The sequence below is a fragment of the Gleimia coleocanis DSM 15436 genome, from assembly GCF_000159015.1.
Lineage (GTDB): Bacteria > Actinomycetota > Actinomycetes > Actinomycetales > Actinomycetaceae > Gleimia > Gleimia coleocanis.
In genome coordinates, this window is record NZ_DS999544.1 from 17,629 (window position 1) to 30,797 (window position 13,169).

At 49.3% G+C, this 13,169-nt stretch carries 11 protein-coding genes; 1 reads left to right on the forward strand and 10 read right to left on the reverse strand.

The features are described from left to right. Positions 1-187 precede the first annotated feature (187 nt). Positions 188-1,162 (forward strand): acetylxylan esterase, encoded by a 975-nt coding sequence (locus HMPREF0044_RS04385; RefSeq protein WP_006546911.1) that lies wholly within the window; start codon positions 188-190, stop codon positions 1,160-1,162. Between the two features lie 46 nt (positions 1,163-1,208). On the opposite strand, the gene HMPREF0044_RS04390 is transcribed toward HMPREF0044_RS04385, so the two are convergent. From HMPREF0044_RS04390 to HMPREF0044_RS04435, 10 genes are all read right to left on the reverse strand, one after another. After that, positions 1,209-2,327, reverse strand: a complete 1,119-nt coding sequence (locus HMPREF0044_RS04390) for a polysaccharide deacetylase family protein (RefSeq protein ID WP_040312968.1) — start codon at positions 2,325-2,327, stop codon at positions 1,209-1,211. A gap of 61 nt (positions 2,328-2,388) precedes the next feature. Next, positions 2,389-3,288, reverse strand: a complete 900-nt coding sequence (locus HMPREF0044_RS04395) for a polysaccharide deacetylase family protein (protein ID WP_006546913.1) — start codon at positions 3,286-3,288, stop codon at positions 2,389-2,391. Between the two features lie 23 nt (positions 3,289-3,311). Next, the gene (locus tag HMPREF0044_RS04400) at positions 3,312-4,688 is read right to left on the reverse strand and encodes an ABC transporter permease (protein WP_006546914.1); all 1,377 of its coding nucleotides are present in this window, start codon (positions 4,686-4,688) and stop codon (positions 3,312-3,314) included. Beyond that, the gene (locus HMPREF0044_RS04405; protein ID WP_006546915.1) at positions 4,675-5,475 is read right to left on the reverse strand and encodes an ABC transporter ATP-binding protein; all 801 of its coding nucleotides are present in this window, start codon (positions 5,473-5,475) and stop codon (positions 4,675-4,677) included. Before HMPREF0044_RS04405 ends, HMPREF0044_RS04400 begins: the two co-directional genes overlap by 14 nt. Further along, the gene (locus HMPREF0044_RS04410; RefSeq protein ID WP_006546916.1) at positions 5,472-6,491 is read right to left on the reverse strand and encodes an efflux RND transporter periplasmic adaptor subunit; all 1,020 of its coding nucleotides are present in this window, start codon (positions 6,489-6,491) and stop codon (positions 5,472-5,474) included. The genes HMPREF0044_RS04405 and HMPREF0044_RS04410 overlap by 4 nt, the downstream gene beginning before the upstream one ends. A gap of 103 nt (positions 6,492-6,594) precedes the next feature. Next, positions 6,595-7,590 carry a stage II sporulation protein M gene (locus HMPREF0044_RS04415; RefSeq protein WP_006546917.1) on the reverse strand — a complete coding sequence of 332 codons (996 nt, stop codon included), beginning with the start codon at positions 7,588-7,590 and terminating at the stop codon, positions 6,595-6,597. 583 nt (positions 7,591-8,173) lie between these two features. After that, positions 8,174-8,839, reverse strand: a complete 666-nt coding sequence (locus tag HMPREF0044_RS04420; RefSeq protein ID WP_006546919.1) for a LutC/YkgG family protein — start codon at positions 8,837-8,839, stop codon at positions 8,174-8,176. Next, a complete protein-coding gene (locus tag HMPREF0044_RS04425; protein ID WP_006546920.1) occupies positions 8,839-10,380 on the reverse strand; it encodes a lactate utilization protein B in 1,542 nt (513 codons plus the stop codon). Before HMPREF0044_RS04425 ends, HMPREF0044_RS04420 begins: the two co-directional genes overlap by 1 nt. Then, positions 10,380-11,168: a (Fe-S)-binding protein gene (locus HMPREF0044_RS04430; RefSeq protein WP_006546921.1), complete on the reverse strand. Its 789-nt coding sequence runs from the start codon at positions 11,166-11,168 to the stop codon at positions 10,380-10,382. Before HMPREF0044_RS04430 ends, HMPREF0044_RS04425 begins: the two co-directional genes overlap by 1 nt. Before the next feature lie 88 nt (positions 11,169-11,256). Then, positions 11,257-12,882, reverse strand: coding sequence for an L-lactate permease (locus tag HMPREF0044_RS04435; RefSeq protein WP_040312971.1), 1,626 nt, complete (start codon positions 12,880-12,882; stop codon positions 11,257-11,259). Between the last annotated feature and the right edge of the window lie 287 nt (positions 12,883-13,169).

Below are 13,169 nucleotides of genomic sequence, written 5' to 3' on the forward strand. Positions count from 1 at the left end.
AGGAGTTAATAAGGACGCCCTCGGAAAAATAGGTAAAGAGTCGGGATGTTTCTAAAACACCCGACTCTTTACGTTTACGCACATGAAAACCTAAGTTTTCGTATTGGTAAACGTAAACGGTAAACAGATACCAATACGAAAAAGCGATTGCTCATGTGAAAGAACGTGAACCAGGTAGACTGAAAATATGGCTTACACAGATTTAACCCCCGCAGAACTCTACCAGTACCGTTCGGACGTAAAAGAACCCGCAGACTTCCTAGAATTCTGGAATGACACCCTAACAAAAGCACGCGAACAAGCGCAACCACTGCGCCTCGAAAAAGTAGAAACCCCCTTCCCACAACTAGACTTCTACGACGTGACTTTTAGCGGCTTCAACGGAGACGAAATAAAAGCCTGGCTCAGCGGCCCAAAAGATTTCATGAAAGCACATAACCTGCCAGTAGTCGTTGAATACATCGGCTACGGAGGTGGACGAGGCAAAGCCGGACACCAAATTAAGTGGCCATCCGCAGGATACGTCCACTTCCACATGGATACCCGTGGACAAGGTGGTGATTGGGGCGTAGGAGGCGATACATTCGACCCACACCCCACTTCACCAGCAGCATTAGGACACTTAACGAACGGTATTGAAAACCCTGAAACCCTCTACTACCGTCGCCTAATTGCCGATGCGGTACGAGCCATCGACGAAGTACTAGAACTACCCTGCATTGATCCTAAAAAGGTCGTACTAACTGGCATCAGCCAAGGAGGCGGTCTGGCACTCACAGCAGGCACACTCCACCCACAAGTGAAAGCGATTCTGCCAGACGTAGCATGGCTATGCGACTACCACCGCGGAGCGACCCTCATCGACGTTCCCCCTTATCGAGAACTACGCCGCTACCTCATGTCATATCCGGAACGTGTAAACACCGCCCTCGGGAATCTCGCGTACGTGGACGGCGTAAACTTTGCCCGCCACTCCCACGCGAAAGCCCTTTTCAGCGTGGCACTTATGGACGACTGCGTACCACCATCCACCACCTTTGGCGCATTCAACGAATACCAGGGGGAAGCTGAAATGGTCCTCTACCCATTTAACGGGCACGAGGGCGGCACCTACCACCACTTCCTCAAGCAAATCGAATGGCTAAAGCAGGTACTGGCATAAAATACCCGAAATCGTTTATTCGCGAAGCCTAAAATCAGTAGCTTGCTTATTCCTGAGCGAATAAGCGCGACCACAGTATTCCGCGGCCCATAGAAGCCAAAAGTTCACGCTTTAGCTCTTCAGAATACTCTCTGCCGTGAGTGAGGCTGGCGCGGACAATATCGCGCGCTCCAATAGTCTTAAATACTTCATGAACTTCATTAGATGAGCTGTGAAGTATATCCACCGAGTACCCAATTGGAATGGAACGCAGGTAGTAAACAAGATTCGTTGCTCGCTCGTCAAACACTGGAATTGCAGGACGCAGGAAACGCGGCGCAAAAAGGGTAAGTTCATAGAGCTTGTTGTAGTTCGGAACAATATCTTCTTTAACTAATTGCTCTGCGGACGTAGCCGCAGCCACCCCGTTGAACTGCTGTCCTTCAGTTGCCAAAGGACGGGGAACAAACCCGCAACCATTACCAAGCGTGATATTAGGATACGTGTTTAACAAATCGAGAGTATCCGGGTGATTCGACGAAACTTCTAAAGAAACGAAAACCGTAGCCGGAATAAGCTGTTCGCTGAGGAAATCAAGCAAACTCCAGTCAACTTCAAAGCCCGTGTGCGCACCTAAATCAAAAGTTAGGTAGGTGCTTTTCTTACCCTGATGGTTAAAAACGTAGTCAAGATTTTGGTTAAAACTATGAACTTCAATCTGAGCGGCTTTTTCTAAAGCTTCCTCAATGACCGCTTCATCTAATCGTGAATCAAGCGGTAACTTTTTGAAAAAACTCGGGGACTTTACTTGCCCGTAAGACAAATCATAATCAGGTGGCGTAGCGTTTTTATAGATTTTTACGCCACCGTAAGTTGCCCCCGCAAGTACGATGATAGTTTTAAAGAAAAGTCGTCGCCCCAAAGAAATTGCCGGTTTTGAAGTTTTTACATCAGTGGTAGCAGGTTTAGTTGGAACAGGTGTCTTTAGATCACTAGGTGCAGGGAGAACTGACGTTGAGGGAGCTGGCTGGTAAATGTCATCTAAAGTCTGGTCGTTTCGGATGGCAGGGCCAGAAATTGCAGAGCCGTTAGAAACTCTTGAACGACTGTTGCCACGCCAAAACCAGCTGCGTGACTCGTTATGCGAAATCGGAGAGTCATATGATTCGGAGGAATTAGTAGCCATTACCTGTCCCTGGCATAGAAGTACCTTACTTTACAAAGATTATTTTTCCGAGGGCGGAGAGTTACGCTTCATCCAAACGAGCGAAAGACACTCCGCGAGAAAGTGCTTCAGTTACCCCAATTCGCAGCCCTTCAGCGGTAGAACCACCCGGCTGATTAGCGTGAGCAATAATAATATCGCCAGCTACAACTGTGCTCATTTCCAAAACAATCTGCTCCACGTTAAAAGTTGCTCCACCGTCAGCATTCACACTGAATCCCACAGGGACTTCCTGCAGTGCAGTAACAATAGAAATACCGACCTCGTCATAATGTGCCGTTCCAGAACGGAAAAACTGCGGATCGTGACCGGTTAAAGCAAATAATGCCAAATGATTATCAGCAACCTCATGCGCCGCTGCAGAAGCATCAGCGGTTCCCGCAATGCCATACGCGTCTCGACCATTCACTGTAACCGGTGCATGAGCCGTACCGTGATTAGCAATCAGAAACAAGCTATCAGCGGTTAAATCCATAAAAAGCTCTGGGTTAGCCTGCAACCACCGGTTATTCACAAAAATAGTCGCCGGCACCTGCTTTTCACGTAAGAACGCAATTAAATCAGTATCCAGATTCGCCCCATTTGGACCACCGCATAAGTCCAAGGTAAGGAACGCATGTGAACTTTCCTTACGCTGCAAAATCCCCGGTAAGTCAAGACCAAACGCTACAGGGACTCTGCCGGCGTGGTTAGAAATCACTTGTTGAACCAGTTCAGCATTCACGTTACTAACTGGAGCTACAGGTGATGGAGCAGGGGAGGGCGCTGGCGTAGGTGTAAATAGTTTCGGTGTGTTACGCTTCGCGACAGGAGGCACCTGGTTTTTTAAGTGATACCAGTAGGAAGCGCCACCCCCAATCGTGCCAGCCACAATCCCCGTACCCAACAGCTGCAGGAATCGTCTACGCGAAGTTCCACCCATCTTCTATCTCTCAGACCATGAACCTAGAAACGAATCGCATCAATCGGTTTAACACGAACTGCGATAGTTGCGGGAATAATACCTGCCAACGCACCCACACCTGCAGCGATTAACACACCCAGTAACGCAGCCTGCATAGGATACGCCAGAGAATTAATATCCACCGGAACCTGCATCCAAGAAATCAGTGGAGAAATGCGGATAGTGAGAATCGACAAAATCACACCGATGAAACCAGCCACCGTAGTTGCCACCACAGATTCCATGAAAACTGAGAGGAAAATACGTTTAGCTGACGCGCCCATCGCACGGCGAATACCGATTTCACGAACGCGAAAACGCACTGTAACGATAGAAACAGTGAGTAACCCCAGTGCACCCAAAGCAATCACAACACCACCGATAGCAGCGATAATGCCTGTGACTGCATTTTCCAAATTTCCAAGACCATCGAAACCATTATCCTGGTCATTAATAGTCCACTTTGGCCCTAGCTGCCCCTTTAAAGTCGCAACAATCGCTTCAGTAGCTTGCTTCTGTTTACCCTCAGGAGCAACCACAAGAAGAGTTCGACCCGCAGTTTGGGCTAGTAATTCATCCGGCAAAGAAGCCATGAAAGTCTCATAGTTTGTGTAGATCATTGGTTGATCCCACTCAGTTTTAGACTTAATTACACCAACTACCGTGTAGGAAATGTTCTGGTCCGCACCTAAACGAAAACGAGGGAAAGAATTTAAATCGGGCTTATTCATAAGCTCCCAAACAATTTCATTCACAACCACTGGATTCATCTGAAGCTGAGCGTCCCGCTCATTTAAAAAACGACCTAGTAAAAGTTCATGTGAAAAAATCTTCACATAACCAGGGTCGATTCCATAAAAACTTGGACTCTGTTCGGCGCATTCGCCATGGCGCTCAACACACTCAAGCATATTCGGAGCCTGAATCCTCACGCCCCAAACATTAACTTCTCTGCTCCAGTAGTTAGACTTCAATAAATCGACAGTACGTAAAGCCGCGTCAGCGAAAGGATCAATCACCTGCCCATTAATATCACGCAAATTCGTAAGCTCTGAAGTAGGCTCAGAGAAAGACGGTTCCGAAAACTCATCAGCAAAAACACCGCCGCCCTCGGGTCCAGATGTTTCCTCTGAACCACCCGGCTGTGCGAACACGCGAACCGTGCCCGAACGGCCATTCCACTGAGCAAAAGTTTTTTCCTGCACATCAGAAATAATGCCACCTAAAGCAATAACAGTAGCCATCGCCCAAACAGCTGCAGCTACGCCAGTAAGAGACAGTATCACGCGTCCCTTATTGATAATCAGCTCTTCCCAAGCCTCAATAATCGCTCCCCACACGGAAAGTGGGTTAAAAGACTTAAAGTTAGGCTTCTGCATCAGCGACCCCCTCAATAACTGCAGCTACAGGAGCAACATTGTCTGCCTCATCAACTACCTCAGATAGTTGAGAAGATTCCAACTGGTTTAACGCAGACTCAGCAGTAACCCTATGTAAACGTCCGTCGATAATCTCATACACTGTGTTAGCGCGGGCAGCTACACTCATATCGTGAGTAATCACTATTAGAGCAGCATTCTGTTCAGCAGCAACCTCTTCTAGTAACTCCATAACTAGCTTGCCAGTATTTAAATCCAACGCACCCGTAGGTTCGTCCGCAAGAATTACTTTAGGCCTACGTACCAACGCGCGTGCGATTGCTACGCGCTGCTGTTCACCGCCAGAAAACTCGCTTGGCATAGAATCTAAACGATCCCCCAGCCCCACTCGATCTAGCATTTCTGCCGCTAACGCATGGCGTTTCAACAAGCGTAAATCACTAGCATAAAGCAAAGGCACCTCAACGTTACTCAGAGCTGAGCGCGTCATAAACAAATTGAATTGCTGGAAAACGAAACCGAAAGAATCACCGCGCAAAGTTGCGCGAGAACTCTCAGAAGTAGATGCCACATCCTGACCGTTGAAAAAATAACTACCAGAATCAGGTAAATCCAGCATCCCAATGATATTAAGCAAAGTAGACTTACCAGTACCAGACTGACCGACAATTGCTACGCGCTCGCCCTCAGAAACCGATAAATTTACACCTTTTAAGATCTCTAGAAAAGATCCATTGGGAAGTGCAACGGTGCGCGTAACATCCTTAAGCTCAAGCAAACTGCTCATTTTCCGAAACCTTCATCAGAACCCTGCTTATTCTGATCATCTTTATTAGACGGAGCAAACTCAAGGACAGTATCGCCTTCCTGCAAGCCCTCCAGAATCTGAATGAACTTACCATCAGTAATACCCAGCTTCACAGTCTGCTTCTTAGGCTTCGACTTACCGTCCTCGGAAGGGAAATAAACGAAACCCTCACGGAAACGACCCTCAACCGCGGAAGTCGGCACCGTCAAAACACCCGTCGCAGAACTACCCGCAATCCGCAGGCTCGCCTTCACACCATCAAAAACCTTCTGGTTAGCAGGAATCGCGCAACGCAACTGCGGACCCGAAGCACTCGCCTGCTCACCCTCCTTAGCTGGAGCAGAAGCAGAAGAAGTAATCGTCTGCAAGCCAGTACACTCAAACGGAGCGGGACCATCCTTAATGGAAACAGTCGCTACATTCGGAATGCCCTCCAGAGAATACAACTGTTCAGGATTAACTGAAACCTGCGCATGGAAAGTCGCTGGCACAATCGAACCCACCGAAGAACCAATCTCAACCTGCTGACCAACCAAAGCATCCAAACGCAAAGTGCCAGAAGCCGGCGCATAAATATCATGCCAAGACTTCACCTCAACCTGCTCTGCTTCACCGGGAACAACATTGCCTTCCTCATCCTTAGTAGGCTGGCCCTGGACTTCCTTCATCGTCTTCTTAACGACCTGCAGAATCGGTGCCCCCTGCTGCACAGCAGTACCATCAGCTACGTAAATCGTTTCAATCTCACCAGACTCAGTAGACTTAACCGGCTTAGATTCATCCCGCAGAATCGTCGCATTCAAATCAATCGAGTTCTCAATATCGCCAATCTCTGCAGTTACAGTCGGCAGCTCGAAAACCCCCTGCGGGTGTAGTTCCTCAGCAGTTTCCTGCGTCGGGAAGAAAGCAAACTTCACCATAGAAGCAGCAATAATCGCCCAAAAAATCAGCTTTAATACCTGGAAAACAGTATTACGAGTAGTATGCGGTTTCATGAGGTTTCCTAACTTGAATACAGTAAGACTAACCTAAGTGTAACCTGTAACACTTAAAAGGGGCTATCAGGGAAAACCCTGATAGCCCCAACAAAACTAAAAGCTACTCAACCGCAATACTCTGCTCAGCCTTCTGCCAATCCAATACATCACCATCAGCCCCAGCCAACGCCTGCTGTCGGCCTAACACCAGTGAATACAAAAGGAAACCAGTTAAAGCCAAAACGCCAATACCGACGCGCACAAAAGTAGGTAAACCAGACGGAGTCACAAAACCCTCAATAAACCCAGCCACCGCTAAAACCGCGATCAAACCTAAAACAATCGTCATAACTGAACGCCCCACTCGCGCAAAATTCTCAAAGGGGCGCATCGGCCCCGGAGAAACCCACGACCAGAACAATCGGAAACCTGCTCCACAAGCAACGAATACAGCAGTCAGCTCTAACAAACCATGAGGCAAAATCAAACCCCAGAACAAAGTTCCCTTACCGTAGTAAGTCATCAAAGCAGCATTTACGCCCAAACTCAACATATTGTTAAACAAAACGTAAACAACATGCACGCCAGAGACACCAAAAACAATCGCCTGTGCCGAAACCCAAGCATTATTCACCCACACAGAAGCCGCAAAATGAGAATGCGCGTACTCAGAATAGTAAGCCTCAAAATCATGATTCACCAGCTGCTTAATCTGCGCTGGAGAGCCAATCAAATCATGTAACTCCGGATGGAAATAAATCCACAAAGCCACGATGAACGCAAATAGGTAAGAAACAGCCATAGTGCCCAGCCACCACTTACGCATCAAATATAATTCAGCTGGGAAAGACGAAACAAAGAAATACTTAATCGACGCGAAAAAAGACTCCGAAGAAGTCCCCAAACGCCGCCGCGACCGAGCCACAATCGACGACAGTGACATCACCAAAGTAGGATCAGGAGCCTGTGAACGCAACGTCGACAAATGCGTCGCCGTCTGCTGATACAACTTCACCAAACGGTCAGCTTCAGCAGCCGTCAAAGAATGCTGGCGCGACAGATAATCCAACTCTTCCCAAGTTGACTGGTGAGTAGCAACAAAAGCATCAAGATCCATAACAACAGATTAACTTAAAAAACCGAAAAACCAGGGCATAAAAATACCCGAGGGCGTTTTCACCAGTCTAAAAGACCAGATCAAACGCCCTCGGGAAAACAAACTACTTTTCAGACAAACGAACGATATTCATCGTACGTAAGTTAATAAACCAAAACGAATAAGCAATCTCGGAATAAAACGCCACATAAATATGGCAGCAGAACCATTCAATACATTCAAACCAAAAGGCTGCCCGTGTGAGGAGGAACAGGCACTAACAGTGTGCCGTTCTTAGTTGTGTGTGGTTTAGAAATTACGCGAGTTCGAGCAAATACCATCCAAATTTTTGAAGGAACCTGGTTCCAGGTTAGGTTCGGTGAAATCACCATGACTTTGTATTGAGTACATTCTGGTTACTTTTGTAATACCACTGCAGCAGTATGCCCAGCAATGACAGTAAGAGGGAAAGCGATAACAGTGTAAATGTAGTCAAAACAGAGTGTTACGCTTCGAAAGTCTAAAGCTCACGCACCAGGCAAATATAAAATGTGTCTGGCGAAAGTCTTACGACTCTCACCAGACACATTTTATTTACACTATATTACTTGGTGACGATAATAACCCACAGAGTACGTGGTCCGTGGACCCCATCAACACGAATCAGCTCGATGTCAGAAGTCGCAGACGGACCCGCAATCCAAGTAGTTGGACGCTGCGGGTTTGACTTCAAAATCTCTACCGCTTGAGGAACAGTAGGATAAACGGTGTCCGCATCCACCACTACCACGTGACGGTCTGGAACCAAAGTAATCGCACGGCGACCCTGATCTGGTTCACCATCCAAAATGATGGTGCCGGTATGGCTGACAGAACAACGAGAGTAAGTAACAACAGCGTCAGTGTTATCCAACTCTTCGTGAGTCAGCTGTGCGTCTGGCAGGTCAACGCGAACGTCAACACCTTTCAGAGCAGACAGCCACTCCTTATCCAAGCCCTCAGGAACAACTACGGAAGAGCAACCTTCCAAAGCTTCCTTAACGGCAGCTGGAATACCATCAGCCTTGGTGCGCAGTACGTGTGCCTTGTAATCAACCAAAGCGCCTTCAAAAACATCCAGCACATGGTCAGAGCCAGCAGCATGTTCAGAAGAAGAAATGTATTCGCGAGGAACTTCAATATCTTCAACCTTGCTCTGGTTCAAAGCATGCTTCACGCGGCGAAGGATCTCTGCCTTGGCCTGTGCGTCCTTAACACTACGGTTAGACATCAGTGTGCTTCCTTTCCAAGATCCTTACCTTCTTCCTGCCACCACTGACGGAAGGTCTTAGCTGGTGGAGCAGGAACATCGTGTGCAGCAGTCCAAATGCTTGCGATAGGCAGTGGAATATGACCAATGCGCTTAGACTTACCACCCAAGAAACGACCCTTGGTAGCAGCCTTACCAGCCAACTCCATATTCTTACCGGAGCTCATCACCACGGAAGCAGCCTTCATGGAAACATCCCACAGGTTTGGAATGCCACCACGGTTAGCGTCCTGGTAAGCACGACGACGGTCCACGATAATACCTGGCAGGTCAATGTGAGCAGGGCAGGCATCTGCACAAGCATTACACAGAGAACATGCGAATGGTAGGGTGGAATCTGGGTCGTGGTGGTCAGTTGCTTCCTTCAGCTGAGGAGTCAAACAGATACCGATTGGACCTGGGTAAACAGAGTTGTAAGCGTGGCCACCGACCTGTTCGTAAACAGGACAGATGTTCAAGCAAGCACCACAGCGGATACAGGACAGAGCTTCGTGACCAACTGGGTCAGCCAAAACCTTAGTACGGCCGTTATCCAGCAAAATCAAGTGGAATTCCTGTGGGCCGTCACCAGGGGTAACACCAGTCCAGCCAGAAGTGTATGGGTTCATACGTTCACCAGTTGCGGAACGACCCAGCAACTGTGCGAAGACTTCCAAATCTTGGTAGGTAGGAATCAGCTTTTCGATACCCATGATGGTAATCAGAGTCTGAGGCAGGGTCAGACACATACGACCATTACCTTCAGATTCGTAAACATACAGGGTACCGGATTCAGCTACCGCCATGTTTGCACCGGAAATAGCTACTGGAGAAGTCAGGAACTTCTTACGCAGGTGGGCGCGAGCAGCCATGGTGAGGGTACGTGGTTCAGTAGTCAGGTTCTCTGGTACTGAAGGCATCTTAGCCTGGAAAATAGCACGAACTTCGGCGCGGTTACGGTGCAGTGCAGGAACCACGATGTGGGAAGGCATATCTTCACCGAGCTGAACAATAAGTTCTGCCAAGTCAGTTTCCCACAGGGAGATACCGCGCTTCAGCAGGTATTCGTTCAAGTTGATTTCCTGGGTAACCATAGATTTAACCTTAACGGCTTCGTCTACGCCCTTTTCAACTAGCAGTTCGTGAACGATTTCACAGGCTTCCTTAGCGTCGCGAGCCCAGTGGACAATACCACCACGTTCGGTGATGTTCTTTTCCAGCTGTTCCAGCAACTCTGGCATATTTGCCTGCACCTTCTGCTTAATTGCAGAAGCAGATTCACGCAGGTTCTCCCAGTCTGGCATTTCCGCTACACGCAGTGCGCGCTTGTTACGAATCGCAGTGGTTGCACGGCGAATGTTACGACGCAACTGAGTCTTAGGAAGCTGTTCACGAGCAGACTCAGTGAAGAACTTACCCCAACGCAATGGATCTTCTGGGATTTCTGCGCCAGGAGACCAGCCCAGTTCAGCTTCAGTGCGAACTGGCTTGGATGCAGACTTTGCAAAAGGATTCTTTAGCATTAGGCACCTACCTTAGTAGTGTGTTCTGGTGGGAACCATGGGTCGTCCTGGGTTGGAGCCAGCACTTCAGCGAGGTGCATGACGCGAACGCCGGAACGGTTACGGGACAGGCCGCCACCAATGTGCATCAAACAAGAGTAATCGCCAGCAACTAGGATTTCAGCCTTGGTAGAGATTACGTTAGCCATCTTCTGAGCCAGCATTGCGGTGGAAACATCTGGGTTCTTCAAAGAGAAGGTACCACCGAAGCCGCAGCAGGATTCTTCTTCAGGGAGTTCTACGAAGTCGATACCGCCAACGTTCTTCAGTAGACGGTAAGGAGCGTCGCCCACCTTAGCAATACGCATGGAGTGGCAGGTTGGGTGGTAGGTTACGCGGTGTGGGAAATATGCGCCCACATCGTCGGTGCCCAGCACGTTAACCAGGAACTCAGAGAGTTCGTAGGTCTTAGCAGCGATTTCCTTAGCGCGACGAGCCAGTGGTTCGTTGCCTTCATGCTTAGCAACGATTTCCTGCTGGTGGCGCAGGGAGCCGGTGCAAGAACCGGATGGAACAACGATTGCATCCCATTCGCCATCCAGAACTGGTTCGAAAGTACGTACGTGGTTTTCGATCAGCGGCATTGCTTCTGGGTAGTAACCGGTGTTGATGTGCATCTGCCCACAGCATCCTTGCTGTTCTGGGAAGACTACTTCATGGCCGAGGCGACGCAGCAAGTGTACGGTTGCCTGCGGAGCCTGTGGAAACATGACGTCGGAGATACACGTTGCGAAAAGTGCGATTTTCACGAGTCGTTTTCCTTTCTGTTTGTTTTGGGTTTAGAGGAATATGACCGAGGGCGGATTGTGAAGGTTTCCGCACCGCCCTCGGGAAAAATCAGGACAGGGTAGAGGTCAGGCCCACAATCAGACACAGAACTACCAGCAGAGCAGCGGAGATTGGAGCTGCCTTGCGCAACAGTTCAGGTTCAGCGCCTTCCTTGCCGATAGCGCCGGAAGCGATAGCCAAGTTCTGAGGGGAAACGATCTTACCGATACCGCCACCAATAGCGTTAGCGCCAACCAGCAGGTTAGGGTCAGCACCAATCTGCATAGCCGCAGTGTTCTGCAGGCCAGCGAACAGTGCGCCAGCGGAAGTTGCCGAACCGGTAACCGCAGTACCAATCCAACCCAGAACTGGGGAGATGAAGACGAATGCGGTACCCGCGCCAGCCATCCACAGGCCGATTGCGCCAGTCTGGCCGGACAGGTTCATTACGAATGCCAGTGCCATGATGGTGGAAATCGTCAGGATTGCGATACGCAGGTTGTAGATAGTGGTTGGCAGCAGCTTCATACCTTGACCGAAGGAGAATGGGTACTTGCCACCGGAAGAAGTTGCTCCGTAAACAATGGAAACGATGATGGCAGTGAGAATAATCAGAGTGCCAGGAGAATTCAGGGTGGACAGGGTGAAGGTGGTTGCCTTAACTGGTTCGCCTGCGGCAGTCAGCAGGTTGCCGTCCAAGCCTGGCCAGCCGAACTTGTAGTCAGTGGACTTCAGCAGAGCTGGGAGGTCAACACCAATCTTCCACAGCTTGGCGACACCGAAGACGATAACCACCAGCCAGTAAGGCATCAGACCTAAAGCTGCGCGAGAAGCGGTGAGGCCCTCAGCCTTGTCAGCCTTAACGTCGTCTGGGGTAGTTGGGGTCCAGAACTGCATGAGGATGGCGATGGAAGCCAAGCCCAGCAGGGAAGCGATAACGGCAGTGAGTTCGTAGGTGAAGAAGTTAGTTACCCAGTAGTGAGAACCAGCGGTTACTGCACCAACCAGCAGAGCTGCTGGCCACAGCTGCTTCAGACCACGCATGCCGTCAGCAATAACCAGCAGAATCATTGGCACGAAAGCCGCAATGAATGGGGTAATGTGACCCATCTGAGCTGCTACGGTAGCTGGTTCCAAACCAACGGAGGTTGCTGGGGTGGTAACTGGGATAGCGATTGCACCGAAGCCCACGTTGATGGCGTTACCAACGATGGTGAGGATAGCTGCCTTGATAGGGTCGAAGCCGACGGTAACCAAGATAGCTGCCACGATAGCAACCGGAGCACCGAAGCCAGCCAGACCTTCCAGCAGACCACAGAAGGAGAAGCCGATCAGCAGTGCCAGAACACGCTGGTCGCCTTTACCAACTAGGTTGAATGCCATACGAACGTCTGCGGAACGACCGGAGCGTTCAGTCAGGTTGTAGAGCCAAACTGCGGCGATGATGATGTAGAGGATAGGCATCAGACCCAGGGCGATACCTTCGGTACCTGCCAGCAGAGCGTAGGTTACTGGCATCTTGAAACCAAGAACAGCTACCAGCAGGGAAACACCCAGGGAGATGATTGCACACCAGTGGGTCTTAACGCCGAATGCGCCTAGCAGTACGAAGAAAACTAGGAGAGGCAACAGACCCGCCATGGCGGAGAGGAAAAGGGAGCCACCGAGCAGGTGGCTACCTGCCGTAAACGTCATTGTTGCTAGCAAGATACTTCCTTTTATATACGATTTTTTACTCACTCTTCTGCCGTTAAATGCAGGGAAAGTGATTTTGGATGGCTAAAAACTACCAGAGAGTCCAAATTTTGTAGAGCATGCCAGTGTTTGCAAGGAAAAGTAGGTGCCTAGCGTCTGGGTTTTTATGCACACGGCTGTTTTCTAAATGAACGGATGTAAAAAAATAGGATGAAAGCACTAGAAGAAAACGGGACCCTAGACCCGTTTTTAACCGAAGCGTAACTCGCTGAGGTCGCGAAAAAACC

Coding starts and splice junctions, on each gene's coding strand:
- HMPREF0044_RS04385 (WP_006546911.1), top strand. CDS start 188: ATGGCTTACACAGATTTAACCCCCGCAGAACTCTACCAGTACCGTTCG.
- HMPREF0044_RS04390 (WP_040312968.1), bottom strand. CDS start 2,327: ATGGCTACTAATTCCTCCGAATCATATGACTCTCCGATTTCGCATAAC.
- HMPREF0044_RS04395 (WP_006546913.1), bottom strand. CDS start 3,288: ATGGGTGGAACTTCGCGTAGACGATTCCTGCAGCTGTTGGGTACGGGG.
- HMPREF0044_RS04400 (WP_006546914.1), bottom strand. CDS start 4,688: ATGCAGAAGCCTAACTTTAAGTCTTTTAACCCACTTTCCGTGTGGGGA.
- HMPREF0044_RS04405 (WP_006546915.1), bottom strand. CDS start 5,475: ATGAGCAGTTTGCTTGAGCTTAAGGATGTTACGCGCACCGTTGCACTT.
- HMPREF0044_RS04410 (WP_006546916.1), bottom strand. CDS start 6,491: ATGAAACCGCATACTACTCGTAATACTGTTTTCCAGGTATTAAAGCTG.
- HMPREF0044_RS04415 (WP_006546917.1), bottom strand. CDS start 7,590: ATGGATCTTGATGCTTTTGTTGCTACTCACCAGTCAACTTGGGAAGAG.
- HMPREF0044_RS04420 (WP_006546919.1), bottom strand. CDS start 8,839: ATGTCTAACCGTAGTGTTAAGGACGCACAGGCCAAGGCAGAGATCCTT.
- HMPREF0044_RS04425 (WP_006546920.1), bottom strand. CDS start 10,380: ATGCTAAAGAATCCTTTTGCAAAGTCTGCATCCAAGCCAGTTCGCACT.
- HMPREF0044_RS04435 (WP_040312971.1), bottom strand. CDS start 12,882: ATGACGTTTACGGCAGGTAGCCACCTGCTCGGTGGCTCCCTTTTCCTC.